The sequence below is a fragment of the Isoptericola sp. b515 genome (assembly GCF_030588125.1).
Classification (GTDB): Bacteria; Actinomycetota; Actinomycetes; order Actinomycetales; family Cellulomonadaceae; genus Isoptericola; species Isoptericola sediminis.
Genome location: NZ_JAUQYR010000003.1, coordinates 263,546 through 288,036, shown reverse-complemented (window position 1 = coordinate 288,036; position 24,491 = coordinate 263,546). Strand labels below are relative to the sequence as shown.

The 24,491-nt window shown below is 70.1% G+C and carries 23 protein-coding genes; 10 read left to right on the top strand and 13 right to left on the bottom strand.

All coding sequences use genetic code 11. From position 1 onward, the window contains the following. The first annotated feature begins 117 nt into the window (after positions 1-117). On the top strand, positions 118-2,244 hold the full coding sequence (locus Q6350_RS10330) for a type IIA DNA topoisomerase subunit B (protein ID WP_305066106.1): 2,127 nt from the start codon (positions 118-120) through the stop codon (positions 2,242-2,244). Between the two features lie 11 nt (positions 2,245-2,255). Beyond that, positions 2,256-2,432, top strand: a complete 177-nt coding sequence (locus tag Q6350_RS10325; RefSeq protein ID WP_171248103.1) for a hypothetical protein — start codon at positions 2,256-2,258, stop codon at positions 2,430-2,432. Positions 2,433-2,584: 152 nt separating this feature from the next. Here Q6350_RS10325 and Q6350_RS10320 read toward each other — a convergent pair whose 3' ends face one another. The 3 genes from Q6350_RS10320 to Q6350_RS10310 all read right to left on the bottom strand — a co-directional run bounded on the left by Q6350_RS10320 (position 2,585) and on the right by Q6350_RS10310 (position 5,455). Continuing rightward, positions 2,585-3,133, bottom strand: coding sequence for a hypothetical protein (locus tag Q6350_RS10320; protein WP_305066105.1), 549 nt, complete (start codon positions 3,131-3,133; stop codon positions 2,585-2,587). Between the two features lie 67 nt (positions 3,134-3,200). Then, positions 3,201-4,412 (bottom strand): amidohydrolase, encoded by a 1,212-nt coding sequence (locus Q6350_RS10315; protein ID WP_305066104.1) that lies wholly within the window; start codon positions 4,410-4,412, stop codon positions 3,201-3,203. After that, complete coding sequence (locus tag Q6350_RS10310; protein WP_304604189.1) at positions 4,409-5,455, bottom strand: pyridoxal-phosphate dependent enzyme; 1,047 nt, start codon at positions 5,453-5,455, stop codon at positions 4,409-4,411. The genes Q6350_RS10315 and Q6350_RS10310 overlap by 4 nt, the downstream gene beginning before the upstream one ends. A gap of 107 nt (positions 5,456-5,562) precedes the next feature. Here Q6350_RS10310 and Q6350_RS10305 point away from each other — a divergent pair, with 107 nt between their 5' ends. Together Q6350_RS10305 and Q6350_RS10300 are read left to right on the top strand one after the other, a co-directional pair. Then, positions 5,563-5,994 (top strand): DUF4430 domain-containing protein, encoded by a 432-nt coding sequence (locus tag Q6350_RS10305; RefSeq protein WP_305066103.1) that lies wholly within the window; start codon positions 5,563-5,565, stop codon positions 5,992-5,994. Further along, positions 5,991-6,584: a DUF6580 family putative transport protein gene (locus Q6350_RS10300; protein WP_305066102.1), complete on the top strand. Its 594-nt coding sequence runs from the start codon at positions 5,991-5,993 to the stop codon at positions 6,582-6,584. Before Q6350_RS10305 ends, Q6350_RS10300 begins: the two co-directional genes overlap by 4 nt. On the opposite strand, the gene Q6350_RS10295 is transcribed toward Q6350_RS10300, so the two are convergent. From Q6350_RS10295 to Q6350_RS10285, 3 genes are all read right to left on the bottom strand, one after another. Next, positions 6,551-7,480 carry a hypothetical protein gene (locus Q6350_RS10295; protein WP_305066101.1) on the bottom strand — a complete coding sequence of 310 codons (930 nt, stop codon included), beginning with the start codon at positions 7,478-7,480 and terminating at the stop codon, positions 6,551-6,553. The genes Q6350_RS10300 and Q6350_RS10295 overlap by 34 nt on opposite strands. A 66-nt stretch (positions 7,481-7,546) precedes the next feature. Then, complete coding sequence (locus tag Q6350_RS10290) at positions 7,547-8,461, bottom strand: hypothetical protein (protein ID WP_304604185.1); 915 nt, start codon at positions 8,459-8,461, stop codon at positions 7,547-7,549. Positions 8,462-8,516: 55 nt separating this feature from the next. Further along, positions 8,517-9,152, bottom strand: coding sequence for a dihydrofolate reductase family protein (locus Q6350_RS10285; protein ID WP_304604184.1), 636 nt, complete (start codon positions 9,150-9,152; stop codon positions 8,517-8,519). Between the two features lie 151 nt (positions 9,153-9,303). Here Q6350_RS10285 and Q6350_RS10280 point away from each other — a divergent pair, with 151 nt between their 5' ends. Then, positions 9,304-9,675 (top strand): rhodanese-like domain-containing protein, encoded by a 372-nt coding sequence (locus Q6350_RS10280; RefSeq protein ID WP_304604183.1) that lies wholly within the window; start codon positions 9,304-9,306, stop codon positions 9,673-9,675. A 67-nt stretch (positions 9,676-9,742) separates the two neighbouring features. Here Q6350_RS10280 and Q6350_RS10275 read toward each other — a convergent pair whose 3' ends face one another. The 4 genes from Q6350_RS10275 to metH all read right to left on the bottom strand — a co-directional run bounded on the left by Q6350_RS10275 (position 9,743) and on the right by metH (position 18,182). Beyond that, positions 9,743-11,200, bottom strand: coding sequence for a DUF234 domain-containing protein (locus Q6350_RS10275; protein WP_305066098.1), 1,458 nt, complete (start codon positions 11,198-11,200; stop codon positions 9,743-9,745). A gap of 47 nt (positions 11,201-11,247) precedes the next feature. Then, on the bottom strand, positions 11,248-11,688 hold the full coding sequence (gene arfB / locus Q6350_RS10270; protein ID WP_305066097.1) for an alternative ribosome rescue aminoacyl-tRNA hydrolase ArfB: 441 nt from the start codon (positions 11,686-11,688) through the stop codon (positions 11,248-11,250). 102 nt (positions 11,689-11,790) lie between these two features. After that, complete coding sequence (locus tag Q6350_RS10265; RefSeq protein ID WP_305066095.1) at positions 11,791-14,193, bottom strand: hypothetical protein; 2,403 nt, start codon at positions 14,191-14,193, stop codon at positions 11,791-11,793. A 392-nt stretch (positions 14,194-14,585) separates the two neighbouring features. Further along, positions 14,586-18,182: a methionine synthase gene (gene metH, locus Q6350_RS10260; protein ID WP_305066094.1), complete on the bottom strand. Its 3,597-nt coding sequence runs from the start codon at positions 18,180-18,182 to the stop codon at positions 14,586-14,588. A gap of 69 nt (positions 18,183-18,251) precedes the next feature. Here metH and Q6350_RS10255 point away from each other — a divergent pair, with 69 nt between their 5' ends. Beyond that, positions 18,252-19,376: a GNAT family N-acetyltransferase gene (locus tag Q6350_RS10255; protein ID WP_305066093.1), complete on the top strand. Its 1,125-nt coding sequence runs from the start codon at positions 18,252-18,254 to the stop codon at positions 19,374-19,376. Positions 19,377-19,501: 125 nt separating this feature from the next. After that, entirely contained in the window at positions 19,502-20,023 is a 522-nt protein-coding gene (locus Q6350_RS10250; protein WP_305066092.1) for a flavodoxin domain-containing protein, read from the top strand. A 56-nt stretch (positions 20,024-20,079) separates the two neighbouring features. Here the strand turns inward: Q6350_RS10250 and Q6350_RS10245 are convergent, their stop codons facing one another. From Q6350_RS10245 to Q6350_RS10235, 3 genes are read right to left on the bottom strand one after another with little or no spacing between them, the layout of a single operon-like run. Continuing rightward, on the bottom strand, positions 20,080-20,493 hold the full coding sequence (locus tag Q6350_RS10245; RefSeq protein ID WP_304607048.1) for a GNAT family N-acetyltransferase: 414 nt from the start codon (positions 20,491-20,493) through the stop codon (positions 20,080-20,082). A 25-nt stretch (positions 20,494-20,518) separates the two neighbouring features. Then, complete coding sequence (locus Q6350_RS10240; RefSeq protein WP_304607049.1) at positions 20,519-20,935, bottom strand: type II toxin-antitoxin system VapC family toxin; 417 nt, start codon at positions 20,933-20,935, stop codon at positions 20,519-20,521. Continuing rightward, entirely contained in the window at positions 20,932-21,162 is a 231-nt protein-coding gene (locus tag Q6350_RS10235; RefSeq protein WP_304607050.1) for a hypothetical protein, read from the bottom strand. The genes Q6350_RS10240 and Q6350_RS10235 overlap by 4 nt, the downstream gene beginning before the upstream one ends. 75 nt (positions 21,163-21,237) lie before the next feature. On the opposite strand from Q6350_RS10235, the gene Q6350_RS10230 reads away from it, so the two are divergent. The 3 genes from Q6350_RS10230 to Q6350_RS10220 all read left to right on the top strand — a co-directional run bounded on the left by Q6350_RS10230 (position 21,238) and on the right by Q6350_RS10220 (position 24,487). Then, the gene (locus tag Q6350_RS10230) at positions 21,238-21,945 is read left to right on the top strand and encodes an alpha/beta fold hydrolase (protein WP_304607051.1); all 708 of its coding nucleotides are present in this window, start codon (positions 21,238-21,240) and stop codon (positions 21,943-21,945) included. 165 nt (positions 21,946-22,110) lie between these two features. Then, complete coding sequence (locus Q6350_RS10225; protein ID WP_305066089.1) at positions 22,111-22,815, top strand: hypothetical protein; 705 nt, start codon at positions 22,111-22,113, stop codon at positions 22,813-22,815. Between the two features lie 79 nt (positions 22,816-22,894). Continuing rightward, positions 22,895-24,487 carry an MFS transporter gene (locus Q6350_RS10220; RefSeq protein WP_305066088.1) on the top strand — a complete coding sequence of 531 codons (1,593 nt, stop codon included), beginning with the start codon at positions 22,895-22,897 and terminating at the stop codon, positions 24,485-24,487. Positions 24,488-24,491 lie beyond the last annotated feature (4 nt).

Here is a 24,491-nt window from a genome sequence, read left to right as displayed (position 1 = left end):
ATTTCTTCCCGGGAGGGGGCCCGGTTCGCTGTCGGCGATCAACGCCGCGGGTCACATCTCGGCCACCAGCGGGGCGCCTGGGCGGTGCTGTCAGCGGGCTCGGCTACCCTCGACCGCGTGACAGCCACGTCCGAGTCCGGGTACACCGCACGCCATCTCTCCGTCCTCGAGGGTCTCGAGGCGGTCCGCAAGCGACCCGGCATGTACATCGGGTCCACCGACTCCCGCGGCCTGATGCACTGCCTGTGGGAGATCATCGACAACTCCGTCGACGAGGCGCTCGGCGGCCACGCCAGCGCGATCCGCGTCGTGCTGCACGCCGACACCTCCGTGACGGTCGAGGACGACGGCCGCGGCATCCCCGTGGACGCCGAGCCGAAGACCGGCCTGTCCGGCGTCGAGGTGGTCTTCACCAAGCTGCACGCCGGCGGCAAGTTCGGCGGCGGCTCGTACACCGCCTCCGGCGGCCTGCACGGGGTGGGCGCTTCCGTCGTCAACGCGCTGTCCGCGCGGCTCGACGTCGAGGTCGACCGCGGCGGCAAGACCTACGGCATGCGGTTCCACCGCGGTGAGCCCGGGACCTTCGCCGACCCCGCCACGGGCCCGACGCCGGAGGCCCCGTTCGAGCCGTTCGTCGACCACTCCGAGCTCGAGGTCGTCGGCAAGGCGCCCCGCAAGCGCACCGGCACCCGGGTGCGTTACTGGGCGGACCGGCAGATCTTCCCCAAGTCGGCGGTGTTCTCCTACGACGAGCTGGTCACGCGGGCGCGGCAGACGACGTTCCTGGTGCCCGGGCTGAAGATCACCGTGCGCGACGAGCGTGGCCTGCCCGGCACGCCGGGGGAGTCCGGGCCGCACGAGGAGGTCTTCCAGCACTCCGGCGGCGCCGTGGACTTCGTGGAGTTCCTCGCCCCGGACACCGCGGTCACCTCGACCTGGCACCTGACGGGGTCTGGCTCGTTCACCGAGACGGTGCCTGTCCTGGACGCCAAGGGGCACATGACCTCCCAGGAGGTGAAGCGCGACTGCGAGGTCGACGTCGCGCTGCGGTGGGGCGTCGGCTACGAGACCGAGATGCGCACCTTCGTCAACATCATCGCCACGCCCAAGGGCGGCTCGCACCGCACCGGGTTCGAGCAGGGCCTGCTCAAGACGATCCGCAAGCAGGTCGAGGCCAACGCCCGCCGGCTGAAGGTCTCGGCGAAGGACTCCGCCGAGCGCATCGAGAAGGACGACGCGATGGCCGGCATGACCGCCGTCGTCACCGTCCGGCTCGCCGAGCCGCAGTTCGAGGGGCAGACCAAGGAGGTCCTCGGCACCGCGCCGGTGCGCCAGATCGTCTCCCGCGTCGTGGAGGACGAGCTCAAGGCGCTGCTCACCTCGACCAAGCGGGACGACAAGGCGCAGGCCTCCCTGCTGCTGGAGAAGGTCGTCGCCGAGATGCGCGCCCGCGTCACCGCGCGCAAGCAGAAGGAGATCTCCCGGCGCAAGAACGCCCTGGAGTCCTCCTCGCTGCCCGCCAAGCTGGCCGACTGCCGCAGCGACGACGTCGGGCGCTCCGAGCTGTTCATCGTCGAGGGGGACAGCGCCCTGGGCACCGCCAAGCTCGCGCGGTCCTCCGACTTCCAGGCGCTGCTGCCCATCCGCGGCAAGATCCTCAACGTTCAGAAGGCGTCGATCAGCGACATGCTCCGCAACGCCGAGTGCGCCGCGATCATCCAAGTGCTCGGCGCCGGGTCGGGCCGCTCCTTCGACGTGGACGCCGCCCGGTACGGCAAGGTCGTGCTGATGACCGACGCCGACGTCGACGGCGCGCACATCCGCACCCTGCTGCTGACGCTCTTCTACCGGTACATGCGCCCGCTGCTCACCGAGGGCCGCGTGTTCGCCGCCGTGCCACCGCTGCACCGCATCGAGGTGCTCGGGTCGGGCCGCCGCAAGGGCGAGTACCTGTACACGTACTCCGAGGCCGAGCTCAACGCGACGCTGAAGAAGCTCGACAAGGCCGGTCGCCGCTACAAGGACGACATCCAGCGGTACAAGGGTCTGGGCGAGATGGACGCCGACCAGCTCGCCGAGACGACGATGGACCCGCGCCACCGCACGCTGCGCCGGGTGACCGTCGAGCACGCCGAGGCCGCGGAGCGTGTCTTCGACCTGCTCATGGGCTCCGACGTCGCGCCGCGCAAGGAGTTCATCGTGGCCGGGGCGAACGCCCTGGACCGCGCGCAGATCGACGCCTAGGAGCCGGCGGCGTGGACAGCGAACCGATGACCCCGGCGGACCTCGAGCGGGAGCTCGGGGTCCCCGCTCAGCAGATCCGTAACGTCCTTCGGGCGGAGTACGGACTGCTCGCGGAACGCGGTGAGATCCGGTGGGAGCTCACCCCCGAACAGGTCGCCCACGTTCGCCGCGCCTTCCAGCGCGGCTGATCAATCCCGGCTCGGTGCGGTGAGGGTGTCCTCCTGCAGCCGTTGCCTGGGAGCGCGAGGCCGCCATACACTGGTGGCAGCTCATCGCACTAGCGGTGGGAAGTGGACCCGAGACCCTTCCGGACGGTTGTGGCGCTCGGGTCTCGCGCTGTCTACAGGTCGACGACGTCGTCGGTGAGCTGCTCGGCCCGGCGCCGGAAGTCGCCGCCACGGCTGAACGCCCACGCCACGGCATCGGGGATGCAGAGCAACGGTTCTTGGGCGGCGGTGTCGTGGTCGTACCGGAACGTGCACCCCAACCGCCGATGCTCGTGCTGGATGACCTTGCGGTCGCTCCTGACCAGCGTTTCGTCCCGCTCCAGCAGCAAACGGGCGTGATCTCCGGCCTTCATATCCTCGACCAGCCGGCGAAGGCAGACCTCGCGGCGCTCGAGTTCGGTGCGGTACGTCTGTCCGGCCCGGTACAGCGTGATGGAAGCATCCAGCTCCTCGAGGGCCGACAGGATCTTGCGCTGTCGGCTCTGGCTCTCCTTGACCATGTGAAGCCGACGTTGGCCGGGGAGCATCAGCCCCCGCACGACCTGCCGCGCCGCGGCGATCTCGCGCGGGACGACGACGGCCGCCACCAGCAGATAGTCCCGCCGCTTGCTCTCGTCGACGAAGACGTGACCACGCCGCGGTGATCGCTGCTCGATGTTCACCCACGCAAGGGTAGACACGCGTTCCGACACCCTCGCCGCACCCTGTCGAGGAGTAACGCCGGGAGGCCTACACCGGAGTCTCGTCGGGCGTCGAGAGGCTCTCGACCACGGCCTCGCGGTAGAACGCGATGCCGGCCGCCAGCACGTCGTCGTTGAAGACGTAGTCGGCGCTGTGCAGCGGCACCCCGCCCGCGTCGGGTGCGGTGCCGTTGCCGAGGAACACCAGGCACGCCGGCACGTGACCGGCCAGCACGCCGAAGTCCTCGCTGCCCATGATCGGCGGGGCGTCGACGTCGAGCCTGTCCATGCCCACGGCCCGCGCCGCGGCCAGCCCGGCCAGGGCCACGCTCGCACCGTCGTTCACGGTGGGTGCGAACTCGCGGGTGTAGTCGACGGTGACCTCCGCGCCGTGCGCGGCGGCGACCCCGGCGGCGACCTCCCGGATGCGGCGCTCCAGCAGCGTGCTGACCGCCGGGTCGAAGCTGCGGGTGTCCCCGGTGATCGTGGCGTGGGTGGGGATGGCGTTGCGGGCGCCGTCGGTGCGGAGGTCCGTGCACGACAGCACGGCGGTGCTCACCGGGTCGACGCTGCGCGCGACGACGTGCTGCAGCGCCACGACGATCTCCGCGGCGACGACGAGCGCGTCGACCACCAGGTGCGGGGCGGACGCGTGCCCGCCGCGGCCCCGCACGGCGACGGTGAAGTTGTCCTCCCCGGCCATGATCGGACCCGGCCGGGTGCGCAGGTGCCCGGCCGGCAGCCCCGGGATGTTGTGGATCCCGAACAGCCGGTCGACCGCGAACCGGTCGAACAGCCCGTCGTCGACCATCGCTCGGGCCCCGTGCCCCGGCTCCTCGGCGGGCTGCAGCACGAGGCGGACCGTGCCGTCGAGTCCGCCGCCCTCGGCCAGCAGCGCGGCGGCCCCCAGCAGCATCGCCAGGTGGCCGTCGTGCCCGCAGGCGTGCATCGCCCCGGGATGGGTCGAGGCGTACTCGACACCGCTCGCCTCGGTGATCGGCAGCGCGTCGAGCTCGGAGCGCAGCCCCACCGACCGGCCCGAGGTGCCGCGTGTCAGCGAGGCGACGACGCCGGTGCCGCCGATGCCGGTGACGACCACGTACCCGAGCTCCTCCAGCACGCGTGCGGCATACGCGGCGGTCGCGTGTTCGGTGAACGCGGTCTCGGGGATGCGGTGCAGGTCGTGACGCCACCGCCGGGCACGGTCCACCAGGGCCGGCGGGACGGCGTCGGCGGTGGGGCCGGGGGCGCTCGCGGTCATGCGGGGGATCCCTCGGTGTCGTGCGGGGCGCCCTCGGTGCTGAGCAGCACGACGACGGGGTGCAGCGGCAGGTCGAGCGCTTCGCGGCGGTGTGGTTCGGCCAGTGCGGCGCGGACGCCGGCGAGCGTGGCGGCACCGCTGGGTCCCGAGGAGATGCCGAGCCGGCCCAGGTCGGCCACCGCCTGCTCGGCCTCGTCGTCGCTCACGGTGACCGCGGCGTCGCAGCCGTCGCGCAGCACCGGCCATGCCGTGCTGGAGACGGTGCCGCAGTTCAGGCCCGCCATGACCGTCGATCCCGTCTGAACGGTGACGGGCTCGTGCACGGCGAGGCTCTCCAGCGCGCAGGCCGCGCTGTCCGGCTCGACGGAGAGCACGGTCGGGTGCGGGGTGTCCGGGCGGCGATAGTGGCGCACCACGGCCTCGGCGAGCGAACCCACGCCCACCGGCACGGCGACGATGTCCGGCGTGCGGCCGAGCTGTTCGTCGACCTCCTCCAGCAGGGTGCCGTAGCCGTCGACGATCCACGCCGGGACGTCGGTGTAGCCCTCCCAGGCGGTGTCCTGCACCAGCGCCCGGGTGTCGGCGGCGTCGGCGTAGTCCGCCGCGGCACGGACCGCGTCGTCGTACCCGACGTCGAGCCGCACGACGGTCGCCCCCTCGGCCTCGATGGCTGCCTGGGTCGCCTGCTCCATGACGTCGGGGACGAACACCGTCGCCGGGACGCCGAGCTGGTGGGCGGTGCGAGCCACCGCCCGGCCGTGGTTGCCGTCGGTCGCCGTGACCAGCTCCGCGCCCGGTTGACGTTCCAGCACCTGCCGGCAGGCCCAGGAGGCGCCGAGGATCTTGAAGGCGGGCAGCCCCAGCCGGGAGGACTCGTCCTTGACGAACAGGCGTCCCACGTCGAGCTCCGTGGCGAGCTCGGGGAGCTCGACCAGCGGGGTGGGGGAGTAGCCGGGCAGCGTGCGGTGGAAGTCGCGCGGGCTGTCGTGCGTCGCCGGCGCGTCCCAGGTGCGGGCGTCGGGTGCGCTGAACCATCGGGTCACCCGCCCATCATGACGTGAACGCCCTGGTCCAGCGCGAGCGCGAGGTCACGCGTCCGGATGGCGGCTCCCGGCACGGTCGGACGAGGACGCGGGCTAGGCTCGACGGCGTGAGAATCCCGAAGCGCACCGTGCCCCGCCTGCTGTCCGCCGCCGCCGTCGGCGCGCTCGCGGTGGGTCTGCTCGCCGGGTGCGGGCAGGACGACGACCCGGCGGCCACCCCCGTGGACACCTCGGCGTCCGTCTCCGCCCCGCAGGACACGGCTGAGGAGTCGGCCGAGCAGGACGTCACCGAGTTCTCGTACACCGGCGAGGACGGCAGGACGGCCCTGGAGCTGCTGCTCGAGGCCGACCCGGAGGCCGAGGTGACCGGTGAGGGCGAGATGGCCTACGTGACCGGCATCCAGGGGCGGACCGCCGTCGAGGGCGAGGAGTTCTGGTCCCTGTCCGTCGACGGCGAGATGGCCCAGGTCGGCGCCGGATCGCTGGAGACCGAGGACGGCCAGGAGATCACGTGGACGCTCGAGGAGATCACCGAATGACCCCGACGACGGACCTGACCCTGCGCGACCTCGGCGAGCGCTGGTGGCGCCCCGCGGTCGCCGTGCTGCTCGTGGTGGCGGCGATCGTGTGGCGGGTCGTCAAGGACGACCTGGGCGCCCCGCCGAACCTGGAGCTGTCCACCGCGGCCGCGTTCGCGGCGGCCGGCCTGCTGCGGCACCGCCTGGCGATGCTCGCCCCGCTGGTCGTCGTGGCGATCAGCGACGTGCTGCTGACCAACTCCGCGATCCTGCTGTTCACGTGGACCGCGTGGGCGGCGATCGGCGTCGGCGCCTGGTGGACCGGACGGGCGAGCGGCGGCCGCCGCGTCGTGGCCGCGCTGGGCTTCGGCGTCGGCTCCTCGCTGGTGTTCTACCTCTGGACGAACTTCGGCGTCTGGCTGCAGGGCCGCGGCACCTTCTACCCGGCTGGTCTGGACGGGCTCCTGGCGAGCTACGTCGCCGGGCTGCCGTTCCTGCGGCCCATGCTGCTCGGCAACCTCGTGCTCGTGCCGGTCGCGGCCGCCGTCGTGGCGCTGGTCGAGCGGCTCGAGCGGGCTCACGCCGTCGGGACGGCGCCGACGGCGGCCTGACGCGCTCGCTGGCGCCGGCGGACAAGGAGCACGGCCAGCTGTCCGACGACGCCGATGACGAGTGCCGTGACGGGGTACGGCAGGCCGCTGTCCAGTGACCGCTCGAGGTCGTCGAGGACGAGGGGAAAGTGCGCCACCAGGCTCGGCCCGCCCGGAGTTCCCCAGTGCGCCAGGACAGGCAGGGCGGCAGGGCCGATCCAGAGGATCAGCACAGCGAGCGCCCAGGCTGCCAACCGGCGGAGGGGAGTCCAGCCGCACCACGCCAGGGCCAATCCCGTGAGCACGGCGGGCGCGAGTTCCACGGCCCGGAAGAGCGCGCGCATCAGCTCCGTCGGCACCGCGCCCTCCGTCACGATCCCCGGGGGCGGCAGCAGCAGCGTCGGCAGCCAGAACCCCGCCGCGACGGCGCCGACCGCCGCGGCGACGGTCGCTGCCGGGACGGAGCCGAAGGCCAGCAGGCGGCAGACGACGACGGACAGCACGAGCAGGATTCCCACAGCCACCGCGCCGAGGACGGTGTTGAGCGCGGCGGGTGAGTCAGGGCGGAGTCTCGGCAGGATCACCGTGAGGCTCTGCACCGTCGCGCCTGCGAAGACCACGGCGAGCCCGGCAGCTGCGGCCCAGGCCGCACGACCCGTCGAGCCGGACGCGCCTCGGCGCAGGACCAGCCCGATGGCTGCCCCGGGAAGGACCACGATTCCCCCGAGACGCACGAAGGTCATCAGGTTCAGGGGGAGGAGCGCGCCACGAGCGTCCGCCAGCCAGGGCGGGCCGTCCATCGGCGGGGCCTGCAGCCCGGCCACGAACCAGGGGAGCAGGCTGACGACGGCGGTGCCGACGCCGAGGAGGAATCCTTGGATGGGTGTGAGGCCTCGGAGCGACGGTGATCCGGTCATGACCAGGGATGATGTCACACCGCGTGGCGCCGGCGTCGTGATGCTCGGCGGGCGGCTGGAGCGGGCTCACGCGGTCGGGGCGGTGTTCGCTGTCTCGCGGTAGCGCCGCCGGGCACGGGGTGCGACGAGCCGGCCCACGACGCCGACCAGGATTGCCACAGCGGCGAACGGCAGGCTCCAGACCAGGCCGTCCAGAGCGACGCCGACGTACTGCGCGGGGCTCGCCGAACCCGGCGACCGCGCGATGACGAACCAGTACGTCGCCGCGTCCAGAACGGCTTGACCGACCCCGAAGATCAGCAGGGCGACCGTCCAGGCCCAGAGCCGGCGTCGAGGCGTCCAGCCGCACCACGCCAGGGCGACTCCGAGGAGGACGGCGGGTGTGACCTGCGTGATGACGGCGAGCGTGGTGATGACTCCGTCCGCGAGCTGAAGCCCCCACGTCCACGTGATGCGCAGGACGCTCTGCAGCCAGTACCCGGCGGCCACGGCACCGACCGCTGCGGCGACGGTGGCGGCCGGCACCGTGCGGTGGGCCAGCACCCGGGAGACGAGGGCGGAGAGCACGAGCGCGACGGCCACGGCTGTCAGACCGACAGCGACATCGAGCAGACCGGACGTCTCCGGGCGGAGCCTCGGCACCGTCGCCGCGACGCTCTGCAGTGCCGCCAAGGCGATGACCAGGACCAGTCCGGCGGTCGCGGCGGCGTCGACGCGCCCCGGCATCCCTGCGGTCCGCGGGCGGAGGACGACCCCGACGATCGCGCCGGGCAGGACGACGACCCCGAGCATGAGCGCGAGGAGGTCCGGCGCGAACGGTAGGAACGTGCCGACGAAGAGGTCGGGCGTGTTCGGGTAGGTCGGCCACGATGGCTGCCATCCGACCAGGATCCAGGGGAGCAGTCCGACGACGGCCGCGCCGGCGCCCAGGAGGAAACCTTGGACGGGCGTGAGCTCGCGGAGCGACTGCGATCCGGTCATGACCAGGGATGATGGCACGCCGGCCCGTCGCGACGCGAGCGTCGACGAGCCGTGATCAGCCGACTCCTCGGTCCGGTGCGTCCATGTCGCCCGTCGCCGGGGTGCCCTCGACGAGGCCGTAGCGCAGGTGCACCACGCCCCGCGGACTCGCTGTCGGCGGGTCGAGCAGGGTGAAGCTCGTCGGCACTTCGCCACCGTCGAACACCTTCTTGCCGACGCCGAGCACGATCGGGTGCACCCACAGGTCCAGTCGGTCGACCAGCCGCTCCCGCAGCAGCGTCCGCAGCAGGTCGAGACTCCCGACGACGCGGACCTGCTCGTGCCGGTCGCGCACCTCGCCGACGGCGCGCGGGAGGTCCGGGCCGAGCAGCGTGGACCCGGCCCAGGTCAGGTCTGGCGTGCCGCGGGAGGCGACGTACTTCGGCACGCGGTTGAACAACGTCGCGATGTCGTCGTCCTGCCCGCCCTCCTGGTGTGGCCAGTACGCGGCGAAGATGTCGTAGGTCCGTCGTCCGAGTAGCAGCGCGTCGATCCCCGCGTAGGCCGCGGCGACCTCGGCGCCGGTGACCTCATCGAGCAGTGGGGCCTGCCAGCCGCCGAACGCGAACCCGTCGGGATCCTCGTCCGGGCTGCCGGGGGACTGGCCCACGAGGTCGAGGGTGGCGAACAGCTCGCTCTGGATGATGCCCATGGAATCCTCCCGGTAATCCGTTCAAGCATGGGACCGGCGGAGGGGCGGAGACTCATCGATCACGGCTTCCTAGATACCCCAGGGGGTATCTAGTAGTATGCTCCGGGACGGGGTGATCGCTCCGTGCGACGACTGACGGGAGTAGTAGGGCATGTTCAAGATGTCGATGCTGGGAATCGGGCTGGCGCTGACGGGCACCGTGGCACTCGCCGCGTGCGCGCCGTCGGGTGACGGTGAGACCACGACGCTGGATGCCGGGACGACGGTGATCGACGTCCGCACCCCGGCCGAGTTCGCCGGCGGTCACCTGGAGGGCGCGCTCAACATCGACGTCCAGTCGCCCGACGCCACCCAGCAGCTCGCCGAACTGGACCCGAACGGCTCCTACGTCCTGTACTGCCGCTCGGGCAACCGCGCCGGCGCCGCGCTCGACTTCCTCAAGGCCCAGGGCTTCGAGGACGTCGTCAACGCCGGCGGCGTCCAGGAGGCGGCGGACGAGACCGGCCTGGAGATCGTCGACTGACGCCACGCACCCTGGAGGGCGGGCTCGCCGCGGGTGGGCCGTATGAAGCACACCCGCCACGCCGCGGTCAGGCCTGCCAGCCGGCAAGCAGGTCCGCCGCGCCGTAGGTGAGGTCCGCGCCCTCGACCGGTCCTCCGTCGGGGCTGATGGCGGCGAGAAGAGCGTCGGCGCTGCGCGGAACCTTGCCGGCCGCGGCGCGCAGGTGTTCGACCTCCCGCCGCGAGATCTCGCCGTCCGGGCGCCATTTGATGGTTCCCAGCAGGACGGTGCGTTCCCGGGAGACCGCTGCGACGTCCACCTCGGTCTGCCCGTCACGGGTCCACCAGGCGCCGACGTCCTCGACGCTCTGGAGCCGCGGGTCGTCGGACGCCAGGCGGGCGAGCGACTCGCGGACGACGGGCTCGATGCTGCGTCCCCGCCAGGACGACCAGTCCCGCTCGAAGCGTTCGAAGGCGTGGTCGGCCCGTCCGCGAGAGATCAGCTCGAGGCTGGGGTCGACGTAGCGGAACCAGAACCGCAGGTAGGGGTCGGTGACGCGATACCGGCGCAATCGCCCCTTCTCGGGAGCCCACACCGGCTTCTCCGTGGTGACGAGTCGCTTGTCGTCGGTCAGGACGCGCAGCGCCCGGGTGGCGGCGGTCTGGTACCGGGTGACCTCGGCGTCCTCGAGGCCGGCGGGGATGAGGTCGTTGAACCGAGGTGCCGTGGTCTCGTTCGCGCCGATCGTCGACAGCACGCGCGCCGCCGCGGGGGAGTCGGGGAACTCCGCGTCCAGGGTGAACCGGGCGGTCGAGACGAGCGGGCTGTACAGGTCGGCGAAGGAGTCGGCCACATACTGCGAGACGCCGCCGTCGGACCGGGCGAGGTCCGTGACGAGGCGCGGGTAGCCGCCTGTCACGAGGTAGGCGTCGAAGATCTCGGTCGGGGTTGCGTCCGGAAGTGCCTGGGCGATCTCCGCGGGGTTGAGCGGGTCGACGACGAGGGGGCGGACACGGCCGTACAGGGCGCGGCCGTACTCGGACAGCCGGTCCATCATCGCGACGTCGGACCCCACCAGGACGACCAGCACGGGCAGGTGCTCCAGCGTCTGGTCCCAGACGTTCTGGAGAGTGCCTTCGAGCGACGGGTCGGCGGCGACGGCCCACGGGAACTCGTCGAGCACGACGACTGCCGGCCCCTGACGTGCCGCGACCTCGATCGCCCGGAACCAGTCGCGCCACGTCTGCAGGGAGAGGCCTTGGGTGACCTCGGTGCCGGGGAGCGGTCTGGTCGACGACGTGAGCGCCTCCGTGGCGTCGGCGACCTGGGTGCGCGTCGGTGCGCCGAGAGTCCCTGCGGCGAAGACGTACGGCACGTCGGTACCGCGCACGAAGGTGTCGACCGCCGTGGACTTGCCGACCTGGCGGCGGCCTCGCATCGCGACGATGCGCCCTTGGCCCTGCGCGCGGACCGCATCGAGGTGCTGCGTCAGCGCCGCGACGATGTCGGAGCGGCCGTAGAAGAACATCCCCGGATTAGCGGTCACGCTTGTATCATACGGCGATGTATGTAAAGCGCCAGAGGTGACCTCGGTCAGTCGTCCCGTGACGGCCGGGACGAGCGCATCCGCTTCGTCGCGGACCGCTGCTTCTTGGCCTTCAGCCGTCGTTCCTGGGACCCGCGGGTGCGCCGGGTGGCACGACGCGCGGGGCCAGGCGGCGCGACGGCGTCAGCGACGAGCACTGCCAGGCGGTGCGCGGCCGCGTCCCGGTTCCGGCGCTGCTCGCGATGCTCGGAGGCAGTGACCGTCAGGACGCCGTCGACCAGGCGATGACCCGTCCTGGCGACGATCCGCTCCCGCTGGACGCGGCTCAGCACCGCCGAGCGGCCGACGTCCCAGGACAGCTCCACCCGGGAGTCAGTGGTGTTCACGCCCTGCCCGCCGGGTCCGGAGGACCGCGAGAATCGCTCGGTCAGCTCGCCCCGGGGGATCGTCAGGGACGGGCTGACGATGATTCCGTGGCGGGGCGGCATCCTTCTATGATCGCGTACTTGACGCCGGTCCCGTGCATCCCTTGACGACGAGTGGTGCCTCGAACCACCCCAAGAGAGCCTGCAAACGCGGCAACCGAATGATCATTGTGTCTCGTGAGAGTTGGCGATGCCAGCACGACGAGCGACCGCATCGATGTCCTTTTGAAGTGCGATCGAAACAGCCGGCCACTCCCACTCGGTTTCGGCGAGGCCTGAATCGGTCCAGCATTGATCCAAATACTCCCTAAACAACTTGGCGCGCGCGATACGGTCGGCAAGGTTGTAGGTGTCCAAAATGTGGTGCCGGACGTCTCGCGTGAGTATCGGCGTATCCACGACCACGGCGTCGTTGTAAGTAAATAGTCGCGGGAGATTTAGTAGAGTGTATGCACCAACGGTAGTGACTCGCGCGCGGTCAGTCTTTCTTGGGTCGAAGTCATCGAGAGGAGCTTCAACAAGGCGATGATGGCCAAGCTGCGAGAGCGCAAAGGTTATTGCATCCTCCTCGAAGCCTAACCCCTGGAGGTGCTGATATAGGTCGGCGAGTTCGACGAAGCCGGAGCTATCTTTGGCGTCGCCCCGCAGGCGTGCATATCTAAGCGAAATGGGAATCAGGAAGTGGCAGGCCGCAACAGGGCGGTCGAGCGCGTATAGATTTGCGATCGGGGAAACTTGAGGATCATAGTATTCTCCATCACCGTGTAGCAGCGAACGAAGAAACTCGTGCAAGGGGATATAGTATTCGCCAGGCGTTTGTCGCTCGATTGCGATGATCTTTTCAGTGTCGACATGCCCGCTTCCAATGAATTGTGTCACAAAATCAAGCGCGCGGCGCATATTGCCACCTGCAAGATTGTCGATGAGAGTCATTAGAGGGCGATTTCTAGAGAAGTTCACATCGAGAACATTGAGAAATCTTTCCAAGTTCTCGCTCTCGAAGCCAACGCCCGTAGAGGTTCGCGCGTCACTACCCGATTCTAGGACGTCGAGAGCGAACTTGATTCGCTTCTTAAGCATGACGTCGGACCGAGGCGGAGAAATAGAAAACACTCGCGGATGGTACCCCGAGACCGCACCATACCTTAATGACTCGTAGTACGTCTCGGGGCGGAGTGCAACAAACACCGTAGCTTGCCAGTTCGCCGCGAGTTCGTTGGCCGCCAGGAATACCTTGTTCTGGTCTTCGTGATCGCGCTGATCGACGTTATCAAGAAATATGATCACCTGCTTTCGGTGACTCTTAGAGATCCTTTCAATCGACCGGCGCAGGTGCGCGCTCCGATCCGATACGAACTTATCCAGATGCTCGATTCGGCGAACAACGTACTCGTTTGGCGCCGCCTCCTTGAGTTCACCATAAATTCCATGGTCGAATCGAGCAAGCTCCTTGCGGTACAGGTCGTTAACGAAATCCCTGTCCTCAACGTCAATACCGTGCTCTTCGAGCAGGGAAGAGTGAATCTGTTCTATCGCAAATTCGGTGGGACTCGTGAAAGTTGCGCCTTTTCCGTAATCGACCATTATGGCAATGGCGTTCTGGAAAACTGCCTTGGCGTCTACTGAAATAAGGTGCTGAATGAAGGTGCTCTTGCCGACTCCGACTCCGCCAAGGAGGACAATCGGTCGATGGGCGGCGGCAGCCGCCAGCGCTTCTGCCGATATCTCAGGATTGACTCCCTTCTTCGACGCGGCGGGCGCCTCGACGGCCCCGAGTTGACTCAGGAGGGCAGCATTTCGGCTCTTGAGGAGCTCTTTGGAGACTTGTGCGTAGGAGGAAAGGGCTCCGCTAGTCGCATAACATTGCTCTAGGAAGAGCTCGCTATATTTTTCCTCTTGCGGCATGTCTTCTAGAAGGACTTGGCCAAGAATTTGTAGAGTTGATTGTACGGTGTTGCGGCTCTTGGTGCCGGGGTATCCGCTTATCCCGGCCGATAAGGGGGACGGAGGCGCCATGGCGCCAATGCTGAGTTCGGAGAAAAGGCGACGGGCACGAATTCCAGGCTCGGACAGACAGCCATGAAATGTCAAGAAGGAATCTCGTATTGATTCTAGATCTGGAAACACTAGAGCCTTGCCTTCGAGTGGCGGAACGCCATCATTCCTGCTACCCAGAAAGGCTACCCATTGATTCCCGTTGGAAACAATGCATGGTGCCGTGCCCCTCGCGCTCGCATACTGCATCACCTGCATCATGGCGTCTTTCAATGCCCGATTTCGAGGATCTGTAACAAGGGGCTCTATCCTGCAGGTGCCCGAGGGGATGTCCGCCGGGATCGTGAATCCGATGCCCTCCCGCTTCGCTTCGAGGATTGCGATGGTGCCAACGTCATGAAGTTCGTAGTCGGTGAATCCTGTGTGAACATGTTGCTCGACTCTGATGCTTTCCTGCGGCCAGTTAAGTACGTCCTTCAGAATGTGATCAATTAGGTCGAATCGTGTCTGGGCTTCATTGCGTTCGCTCGCCTGTTCAGTTCCGTTGCGTTCGTCGGCGAGAATCTGTTCCAACGCGGCATAACCTAGGTCAAATGACATCATTGTCCTCATGAATCGTCGTGTTGTGCCCGCAACCTGTACGCTCCGAACCGATGGTATCCCTTGGGGGGCGAGCCTGCTTGGACGAATCCCACGCGTCGCGGGGTGGGGGCTCAGGCGATCCAGCGGCGACGGGGCTGCTGGGGTCAGCATGCGGCGCTTAGTCGATCTGCCTGGTTGTGCATCGGCGCATCTGCAAGACTTCTGGCCGTGGACGGTTGCGGTCCGCGAGCGTCTGACCGCACGCAGGGAGTCACCGAGGTCCGAAAGGGGCGATGGTTATTCCAGCGACGGTGACCTTGCCGATAGACGAGCCCGCTCGAGGCAGAAGAGTTAGTCAGTGGCACTCACGGCAGGGACTGGTGTCACACGGAGAAATACTTCGCCTCGGGGTGATGCATCACGAACGCGTCCGTCGACTGCTCCGGGTGCAGCTGCAGCTCGTCGCTCAGCGTCACGCCCACCCGTTCGGGCCGCAGCAGCTCGACGACCTTCCGGCGGTCCTCCATGTCTGGGCAGGCCGGGTAGCCGAGTGACATCCGCGCCCCGCGGTACTCCAGTTTGAACATGCCCTCGACGTCCCGCGGGTCCTCTTCGCCGAACCCGAGCTCGGCGCGCACCCGGGAGTGCCAGAACTCGGCCAGAGCTTCGGTGAGCTGCACGGACAGCCCGTGCAGCTCCATGTACTCGCGGTACTTGTTCTCGGCGAACAGCTTCGCCGTGTAAGCGGACACCGGCTCGCCGACGGTGGCGAGCTGGACGGGCAGCACGTCGAAGCGGCCGGTCTCCTCGACCCACGCCTTGGGCCGGACGAAGTCGGCCAGGCACAGGTGCCGGTCGCGCTTCTGCCGCGGGAAGGTGAAGCGCAGCCGCTCGGTCCCCGGCTCGCCGCCGGATCCGCCGTCGGGCGCCCCGATGCCGGCCAGGCCGGGCCCGTGGTGCGCCACGACGATGTCGTCGCCCTCGGACCACACGGGGAAGTATCCGTAGACGACGGTCGGGTCCATGATCTGGTCGGTGCGGATCGTGTCGAGCCACTGGGACAGCCGCGGCCGACCCTCGGTCTCGACGAGCTCCTCGTACGACGCCCCGTCCTCGCCGCGGCCGGGCTTGAGGCCCCACTGGCCCATGAAGGTGGCGCGCTCGTCGAGGAACGCGGCGTAGTCGGCGAGCTGGATGCCCTTCACCACGCGCGTGCCCCAGAACGGGGGAGTGGGCACTGTGTTGTCGGTCGCGACGTCGGACCGCTCGGGCAGGTCCTCCGGCGCGGTCTCGGTCACCTTGACGACGTTGTGGCGGCGCTTGCGCAGCGCCGGCAGGTCGACGCCGTCCGGGGAGGCGCCGCGCGCGACGGCGACCAGCGGCTCCATGAGGCGCAGCCCCTCGAAGGCGTCGCGGGCGTACCGCACGACGCCGGGGAAGGCGGAGGCGAGGTCGTCCTCGACGAAGGTGCGGGTCAGGGCCGCGCCGCCGAGCAGGATCGGCCAGCGCTTCTCCATCCCGCGCGAGACGAGCTCCTCGAGGTTCTCCTTCATCACCACGGTGGACTTCACCAGCAGCCCGGACATGCCGATGACGTCGGCGTCGTGCTCCTCGGCGGCCTCGATCATGGCCGAGATCGGCTGCTTGATGCCGATGTTGACCACCGTGTAGCCGTTGTTCGTCAGGATGATGTCCACGAGGTTCTTGCCGATGTCGTGCACGTCGCCGCGCACCGTCGCCAGCACGATGACGCCCTTGGACTGCTCCTCGGCGCCCTCGACCTTCTCCATGTGCGGCTCGAGCAGGGCCACCGCCGTCTTCATGACCTCGGCGGACTGCAGCACGAACGGCAGCTGCATCTGCCCGGACCCGAACAGCTCGCCGACGACCTTCATGCCGCCCAGCAGGTGGGTGTTGACGATGTCGAGGGCCGTCATGCCGTCGGCCAGGGCGGTCTCCAGGTCCTCCTCGAGCCCCTTGCGCGCGCCGTCGATGATGCGGCGCTCCAGGCGCTCACCCACGGGCAGCGCCGCGAGCTCGGCGGCCCGCTGGTCGCGCATCGCCGCGGCGTCCACGCCGGAGAACACCTCGAGCAGGTGCGACAGCGGGTCGTGGGTCAGGGTGCCCTCGTCGTCGTACTGCCGCCGGTCCCACACGAGGTCCTCGGCGGCCTGCCACTGCTCGTCGTCGATGGCGGTGCGCGGCAGGATCTTCGCGGCGTGCACGATGGCGGAGTCCAGCCCGGCCCGCGTGGCCTCGTGCAGGAACACCGAGTTCAGCACCGTGCGCGCGGCCGCGTTGAGCCCGAAGGACACGTTCGAGACGCCCAGGGTCGTGTGCACGCCGGGGTAGAGCCGGGTGATCTCGCGGATCGCCTCGATCGTCTCGATGGCGTCCCGGCGGGTCTCCTCCTGGCCGGTCGCGATGGGGAACGTCAGGGCGTCGACGATGATGTCGTCCACCCGCATGCCCCAGTCCCGGGTGAGGGTGTCGATGAGGCGGGAGGCGATCGCGACCTTCTTCTCGGTGGTGCGGGCCTGGCCCTCCTCGTCGATCGTCAGCGCGACGACGGCGGCACCGTGCTCGCGCACGACCGGCATGATCCGCTGGAACCGGGAGTCCGGCCCGTCGCCGTCCTCGAAGTTCACCGAGTTCACGACGGCGCGACCGCCGACGAGCTCCAGCCCGGCCCGGATGACGGCCGGCTCGGTGGAGTCGATGACCAGCGGCAGCGTCGAGGCGCTCGCCAGGCGGGAGACCACTTCCTTGATGTCGGCGACGCCGTCGCGGCCCACGTAGTCGACGCAGACGTCGAGCAGGTGGGCGCCGTGCCGCGTCTGGTCGCGGGCGATGTCGACGATGTCGTCCCAGCGGCCCTCCAGCAGCGCCTCGCGGAACGCCTTGGAACCGTTGGCGTTGGTGCGCTCGCCGATCGCCAGGTACGACGTGTCCTGGGTCAGGTCCGTGTGCGAGTACAGCGACGCGACACCGCTGGTCCGCTCGATCTCGCGCTCCGGCAGCGCGCGGCCGCGCACCGCCTCGACGACGCGCACCAGGTGCTCCGGCGTCGTGCCGCAGCAGCCGCCCACCATGCCGAGGCCGAACTCGTCGACGAACTGGCTGTGCGCCGCCGCCAGCTCGTCCGGGGTCAGCGGGTAGACCGCGCCGTGCGGGCCGAGCTCGGGCAGGCCGGCGTTCGGCATGCAGGTGACCGGCACCTCGGCGTGCTTGGACAGGTAGCGCAGGTGCTCGCTCATCTGGTCCGGGCCGGTGGCGCAATTGATGCCGATCGCGTCCACGCCGACGGACTGCAGCGTCGTCAGCGCCGCCCCGATCTCCGAGCCCATGAGCATCGTGCCCGTGGTCTCCACCGTCACCGAGGCGATCACCGGCACGCGGCGCCCGACGGCGTCCATCGCGCGATGCGCGCCGTTCACGGCGGCCTTGGTCTGCAGCAGGTCCTGGCTGGTCTCCACGAGGATCGCGTCCGCGCCGCCCTCCAGCAGCCCGGCGGCCTGCTCGGCGAACGTGTCGCGCAGGTTCTCGTAGGTGGTGTGCCCCAGGGAGGGCAGCTTCGTGCCCGGCCCCATCGACCCCAGCACCCAGCGCGGGTGGTCCGGCGTGGTGTAGGCGTCGGCGCGCTCGCGGGCCAGCTCCGCGCCGACACGGGCCAGCTCGCGGATGCGGTCCTCGATGCCGTAGTCCGACAGGTTCGACCAGTTGGCGCCGAAGGTGTTCGACTCGATGGCGTCCACGCCGACCTCGAGGAACCCGTCGTGCACGCCGCGGACGATGTCCGGGCGGGTCACGTTGAGGATCTCGTTGCAGCCCTCGAGCTGCTGGTAGTCCTCCAGGGTCGGGTCGGCCGCCTGGATCATCGTGCCCATGGCGCCGTCACCGACGACCACCCGGGTGCGCAGCGCCTCGAGCAGGGCGGCGGAACGGGCGTCGGCGGCGGCGAGGTCGAGCGTGGAAGTCACCGCAACAGCCTAGTTCGGCCGGGCGAAATCAGGGTGCGGCGCACACCTGGTGAGACCTAGGCTCCAGACATGGCCACCCTGGAGACCTCACCCGACCTCGCGCCCATCGCCGAGCGCGCGGACGCCCCGGCGACGCTGCCGGCCCTCACCGCCGGCGGTCTGACCTGGCGTCCGGCCACCGCCGACGACGCCGCGGCGCTGCTCGACCTGCGCAACACCATCGCCGAGGCCGACGCCGAGCCCTACCGCGAGACGCTCGAGGAGATCGCCGAGCTGTTCGACGCGCCGTGGCGCCGGTTCGAGGACGACTCGATCCTCGGGTTCGACGCCGACGGCGCGCTGCGGGCCTACGGGCACGTCGAGACGATGCCCGGCGACATCCGCACGCTGCGCGCGTTCCTGTTCGGCGGGGTGCACCCGTCCCGACGCGGGGAGGGCATCGGCCGCGAGCTGTTCGCCTGGCAGGTGGCCCGCGCCCGGCAGGTGCTCGCGGCGTCGGGCAAGGAGCTGCCTGCGCGCATCGGCGTGTTCGCCGAGGACGACGGCCCGGCATCGAAGCTTCGTCTGTACGAACGCGCGGGGTTCGAGCCCCGCCGGTTCTACTCCGACCTGCGTCGCGACCTGCGGGACCTGGAGGCCGCCCCGCTGCCCGATGTCGTCCTCGACGGCTCTCTGCGGCTCGCGCCCTTCTCCGTCGAGCTCGACGAGGCCACGCGTCTGGCGCACAACGACGCCTTCCGGGACCACTGGGGCAGCGAGCCCAAGACCCGCGAGGAGTGGTCGAGCGGGCGGACCGGCTTCGCGCCGCAGTGGAGCCACCTCGTCGTGGACGACGCCCCGGACGTCGAGGCGCTGCTGGCCGACGTCCACACCGACGAGGAGACGGCGGCGGCGCTGCGGGCCGGGGAGCCGCTGGTGGTCGGCTACGCCATCAACGCGCTGTTCACCGAGGACTTCGAGGCCCGGGGCTACACGTTCGGCTACACGGGGGTTCTCGGCACCCGGCGGGCCTACCGAGGCCGCAAGGCTGGACTCGCCGCGTTGCTCGCGAGCATGCGGGCCTTCGCGGCCGACGGCATGGAGTACGCCTGCCTCGACGTCGACACCGCCAACCCCAGCGGCGCCGACGGCCTGTACGCGAGCCTCGGCTACACCAAGACCCACGGGTCGCGGCTGCTCAGCATCGAGCTCTAGGGTCCTCCTGCGGTCGCGCCCCTGGCGTCGACGGGCCGTCGAGGCGGGCCATGCGGAGCAGCCGGTCGGGCGCTAGCGTTGAACTGCCCCCTCGTCCGCTCCCCGTCGTCGAGAAGGAGCCGGCCATGAACGTCCTGGTTGCCTACGCCACGCGCCACGGTGCCACGGCGGGGATCGCCGAGCGGATCGCCGCGACCCTGCGCCAACACGGGGTCGACGCCGACGCCGTGCCCGTCGAGGAGGTCAGCACGGTCGACGAGTACGACGCCGTGGTCCTCGGCGGCGCCGCGTACATGGCCCACTGGCTGAAGGACGCCGACCGCTTCGCCAAGCGGCACGAGTCGGCACTGAAGCAGCGGCCGGTGTGGCTGTTCAGCAGCGGCCCGCTCGGCACCGACGAGGTCGACGAGAAGGGCCGTGACGTGCGGGAGGCGGCGCGCCCCCGGGAGTTCGCGGAGCTGAGCGAGCTGCTGCAGCCGCGCGGCGAGGAGGTGTTCTTCGGCGCCTACGACCCTGAGGAGAAGCCGATCGGCCTGGCGGAACGGTTCACCCGGAAGATGCCTCTGCCCGCGGGCGACTTCCGCGACTGGGAGCGGATCGACGCCTGGGCCCGGCAGATCGCGCGGGACGTCGCCTCTGCCGAGTGACCGCGGTGCGGGCCGCTCCGACGGACGGTGCGCCGTACCCGGAGTCTTCCGCACGGTCAGCGCAGGCGGCGGCCCAGCCAGGTCTCCGGGTCGTCGAGACGGTCGAAGCCGGCACGCCGGTAGAGCTCCTGCCCCTCGGGGGAGGCCTTGAGCAGCACACGCTTCAGCCCGAGGCTCTCGAGGTCCGCCATCAGACCGTCCACGATCTGCGTGCCGAGTCCCTGGCGTCGGTGCGCCGGGTCGACGATGACGTCGGCCACCCAGGCGAACGTGACGCCGTCGGTCACGGCCCGGGCGTAGGCGACCTGCGTGCTGTCGGCCGCGTACATGCCGTAGTTGCGTGATGCCGCGATGGCGGCGTCCATCGTGGCGCGCGTGCGGCCACGGGCCCAGAACGTCCCGGACAGGATCCCGTGGATCCAGTCGGTGTCGAGGCGGCTCGGGTCGGTCGAGAACTCGTAGGTGGTCACGCGGCCGATTCCACCATGTCGACCGTCACCGTCCCGTGCCCGCGTCGACGAGCTCGACCGAGCACTCGCCGAACTGCTCCGCCGCACGGACCAGGCGGGCGTCGGCGGTCAGGAGTGTGGCCTCGACTCCTTCAGCCAGTGCCACGTAGGTCGCGTCGTCCGCCGTCATGTTCGACCGCAGCGCCCAGAGGCGAGGAAGCAACGGCTCGGCGGACCAGCGTGCGGCCGGCAGCGCCGCGAGGTCGTCGAGTGCCCCACGCGCCCGAGGCTCGGGCAGGTGACCGCCCAGAACCCACCCTCGGACGACGGACGCGACCTCGACGACCGCCAGGTGCGGGATGTGCAGGTCACGGTCCGCGAGGATCCGAGGCGTGGCCCGCCGGCCTGCCGGGCTGCCGACGAGGAACTCGGCCAGGACCGAGGCGTCGAGGACGAGCGTCACTCGCGCTCCGACCGCGCTGCGGCCAGCACGTCGGCCGCAGCGACTCCTGGCGTGTAGCTGCCGCGGTCGCGGATGCGGTCGGTGAGCTCGCTGATGGTCGGCCGGCCGGCGAGCTCGCTCAGCTCCTGGAGGACGAACTCGGACAGGCTCTGGCCCGACCGAGCGGCGCGGGCCTTGAGCACCCGCTTGACGTCGTCCGGGACGTCCCGGACCTGCAGCGTGGACATGAATACCATGATATTCGCATGCAGTTTGCATGTCGATAGTCGTGGGTGTCAGGGGACACCTCTAACGTCACCGGCATGGACATCATCCTCGTTCCCGGTTTCTGGCTGGACGCGTCCGCCTGGGACGCCGTCACCCCGACGCTCGTCGCGGCCGGGCACACCGTGCACCCGATGACCCTGCCCGGCATGGACTCCGTGGACACCGACCGGACCGGCATCACCCTCGCCGACCACGTGGACGCCGTCGTCGCCGCGATCGACGCCCTGCCCGCCGATGCCGGCGTGGTGCTGGTGGGCCACTCCGCCGGCGGCCCGCTGGTCTACGCTGCATCCGACGCCCGGCCCGGCCGCGTCCGGCACGTCGTGTACGTCGACTCGGGCCCGCTCGCCTCGGGGCAGGCGCTGGACGCGGACCTGCCCGCCGACGTCGTCGACCACCATCTGCCGGCCTGGGAGGACATGGACGAGGCGTCGCTCGTCGGGCTCACCGACGAGCTGCGGGCCGCGTTCCGTGAGCGTGCGGTACCGCAGCCGGGCGGGACCGTGCGCGAGCCGCACCGGCTGGGCGACGACGAGTCCCGGCTCGACGTGCCGACCACGGTCATCGCCTCCGAGATGCCGGCCGGCATGCTGCGCGAGCTGATGGAGCAGGGCCACCCCTACGTCGCCGAGCTGGCCAGGCACCGGAACTACGAGATCGTCGACCTGCCCACGGGGCACTGGCCGATGTTCACGCGGCCGGTCGAGCTCGGCGAGACGATCGCCGCCGCCCTCGCCCGCTGAGGGCGGGAGGACCCGCGACCACCGGTCCGGCTCTCCATCCTGAAGCGCGCACTGCCTCCTGCGTGTGCCGGCAGCCGTACCTACTCTCGTCGGGACGGACCTCACCGTGCCCGCGACGGGGTGCACCGCTCGTCGCGTCCCGAGAACGACCTGGGGGGTTGAGTCATGGACGCGAGCATCGTTCCGATCCTCGTGAGCGTCTTCGCGCTCCTGATCAGTGCGTACGGCATCATCGAACGTCGGTCGGCCACGGAGCGCGATCTGCGGGACCGTCTTCTCAAGAAGGTGGACGATCTGCACGAGCTCGGCGTCAACGAGGACGAACTGCGGTGGGGAGAGGACGAGGACGAGGTCTGGGACCGGCGCGCGGCGATCAAGGCACAGCGCATGCGGATGGTCCAACAGGCACTGCTCCTGGAACGCATGATCAGGGGTCGCCGTCTGACCTCGGAGGAGTACGCGACGCTGGCGCTCGCGTGCGAGCGAGCCGGTGACCTCGACCAGGCACTGGCGTTGTGGAAGCGGGCGACCGCTCTGGCGGCACACGGCAGTGCCGTCGCCGAGGCGGCCAGCTGGCGCAGCATGGCCGGATGTCACAGCCAACGAGGGGAGTACCCGGAGATGAGGCGGGCGATCGCCCGGGCTCTCGAGATCATCCCCACGTGGCACGACGTCGGACGCTACGAGTACGCGATGACGTGCGCGGACCTGGCCGAGGGCGAGTGGGCTGCCAGCGACCACGAGACGCCGGAGTTCCGATCCGCGCTGTCGACGGCCCTGGACAAGGCCGATCTCGTCATGTCCGACCATTCCCGGCACCGGGTGACGCGAAGGCTGGCCGAGATCCAGTCCTGGCCGCACGCCACGTAGCGTGTCCTGCGGCCCCGAGGGGATGCCCGCCTCGGGCGTCCGACGCGTGAGCGGGCCGGTTCGTGCCTAGCCTCACGGCATGGACGCCGGTGGCCGGGCCGCCCGGAGCGCGTCGTCGGGCACGGCTCGGCGCGCGCCGACGGGGCGTGTGCTCGTGACGCTGATCCTCGTGGCGGCCGTGGCCAACCTCAACCTGTCGGTCGCCAACGTCGCGCTGCCGGACATCGGCGACGCCCTCGACGCCTCCCAGGTCCAGCTCAACCTCGTCGCCGTCGGCTACTCGCTGGGCCTGTCCGCCTCGGTGCTCTACCTCGGGGCGGTCGGCGACCGGTACGGGCGCAAGCTCCTGCTGCTGATCGGCACCGGGCTGACCGTCCCGTTCAGCCTGCTCGCGGCCTGGGCGCCGTCCGTGGAGGTGCTGTTCGTGGCGCGGCTGGGCGGGGGACTGTGCGCGGGCATGGCGTTTCCCACGACCCTCGCCCTGATCTCCGCGCTGTGGTCCGGCCCCGGACGGACCCGCGCCATCGCCCTGTGGTCCGGCATCGGTGCCGCCTTCGCCGCCCTCGGACCGCTGGCCGCCGGCTGGTCGCTCACCCAGTTCTGGTGGGGGTCGGTGTTCCTGCTCACCGTGCCGCTGGCCGCGGTCGCCTTCGTCATGGCGATCGTGCTCGTGCCGTCCCACGTCAACGAGAGCGTCGAACCCGTCGACCACCTCGGCGGGGTGCTGTCCGTCCTGCTCGTCGGGTCGCTGGTCATGGGCATCAACCTGCTCGCGGTCCCGGGCCGGGCCGGACTGCTCGCCGTGCTGGGCGGGACCGTCGTCGGGGCCGGCACCTGGTTCGTGCTGCGCCAGCTGCGCGCCGAGAACCCGCTGTACGACCTGCGGGTGGCCGCCCGCCCGACGTTCTGGGTCGCGGCCGTCGCCGGGCTCATCATCTTCGGCTCGCTCATGGGCGCCATGTACATCGGCCAGCTCTTCATGCAGAACGTGCTCGGCTACTCGAGCGTCGCGGCCGGCGCGGCGATCCTGCCCGGAGCGGTGGGAATGGTCCTCGTCGCGCCCCGCTCGGCCGCGCTCGTGGAGCGGCACGGCTCGCGGGCGACGATGCTGTCCGGCTACGTCTTCGTGCTGCTCGGGTTCCTCGTGATGCTGCTGCTGTGGCGCGAGGACATCGGCTACTGGGCGGTCGGGCTGGCCTACCTGCTCGTCGGCGTCGGCGTCGGGCTGTCCGGGACCCCGGCGTCGAACTCCCTGACCGGCTCGGTGCCGGTGCAGCGCGTCGGCATGGCCTCCGGCACGGCCGACCTGCAGCGCGACCTCGGGGGAGCGATCATGCAGTCCGCGTTCGGCGCCCTGCTGGCCGCCGGGTACGCGAGCTCCATGGCCACGGCGATCAGCGGTGACAGCGACCTGTCGGACCTCACGGCGAGCACGCAGGCGACGCTGGAGAAGTCCTTCGCCGGGGCCGAGTCCATCGCGTCGCAGTACCCCCAGTACAGCGACGAGATCGTCGCCGCGGCCCGCGAGTCGTTCCTCGCGGGTGACCAGTGGGCCTACCTGGCGGGGATCGTCGCCGTGCTGCTCGGCTCGCTGCTGGTGCTGCTGGCGTTCCCGCGGCGGGACCGCGAACGCGAGCTGCGCGCGCGGTACCAGCCGCCGTCCGAGACCTGACGGG

What these genes read in the sequence shown, in the direction of transcription:
- Q6350_RS10315 (WP_305066104.1), bottom strand. Translation starts at nt 4,412, where the DNA reads ATGACCGCGAGCGCCCCCGGCCCCACCGCCGACGCCGTCCCGCCGGCC.
- Q6350_RS10300 (WP_305066102.1), top strand. Translation starts at nt 5,991, where the DNA reads ATGACCCCGACGACGGACCTGACCCTGCGCGACCTCGGCGAGCGCTGG.
- Q6350_RS10295 (WP_305066101.1), bottom strand. Translation starts at nt 7,480, where the DNA reads ATGACCGGATCACCGTCGCTCCGAGGCCTCACACCCATCCAAGGATTC.
- Q6350_RS10290 (WP_304604185.1), bottom strand. Translation starts at nt 8,461, where the DNA reads ATGACCGGATCGCAGTCGCTCCGCGAGCTCACGCCCGTCCAAGGTTTC.
- Q6350_RS10285 (WP_304604184.1), bottom strand. Translation starts at nt 9,152, where the DNA reads ATGGGCATCATCCAGAGCGAGCTGTTCGCCACCCTCGACCTCGTGGGC.
- Q6350_RS10280 (WP_304604183.1), top strand. Translation starts at nt 9,304, where the DNA reads ATGTTCAAGATGTCGATGCTGGGAATCGGGCTGGCGCTGACGGGCACC.
- arfB (WP_305066097.1), bottom strand. Translation starts at nt 11,688, where the DNA reads ATGCCGCCCCGCCACGGAATCATCGTCAGCCCGTCCCTGACGATCCCC.
- Q6350_RS10255 (WP_305066093.1), top strand. Translation starts at nt 18,252, where the DNA reads ATGGCCACCCTGGAGACCTCACCCGACCTCGCGCCCATCGCCGAGCGC.
- Q6350_RS10250 (WP_305066092.1), top strand. Translation starts at nt 19,502, where the DNA reads ATGAACGTCCTGGTTGCCTACGCCACGCGCCACGGTGCCACGGCGGGG.
- Q6350_RS10235 (WP_304607050.1), bottom strand. Translation starts at nt 21,162, where the DNA reads ATGTCCACGCTGCAGGTCCGGGACGTCCCGGACGACGTCAAGCGGGTG.
- Q6350_RS10230 (WP_304607051.1), top strand. Translation starts at nt 21,238, where the DNA reads ATGGACATCATCCTCGTTCCCGGTTTCTGGCTGGACGCGTCCGCCTGG.
- Q6350_RS10225 (WP_305066089.1), top strand. Translation starts at nt 22,111, where the DNA reads ATGGACGCGAGCATCGTTCCGATCCTCGTGAGCGTCTTCGCGCTCCTG.
- Q6350_RS10220 (WP_305066088.1), top strand. Translation starts at nt 22,895, where the DNA reads ATGGACGCCGGTGGCCGGGCCGCCCGGAGCGCGTCGTCGGGCACGGCT.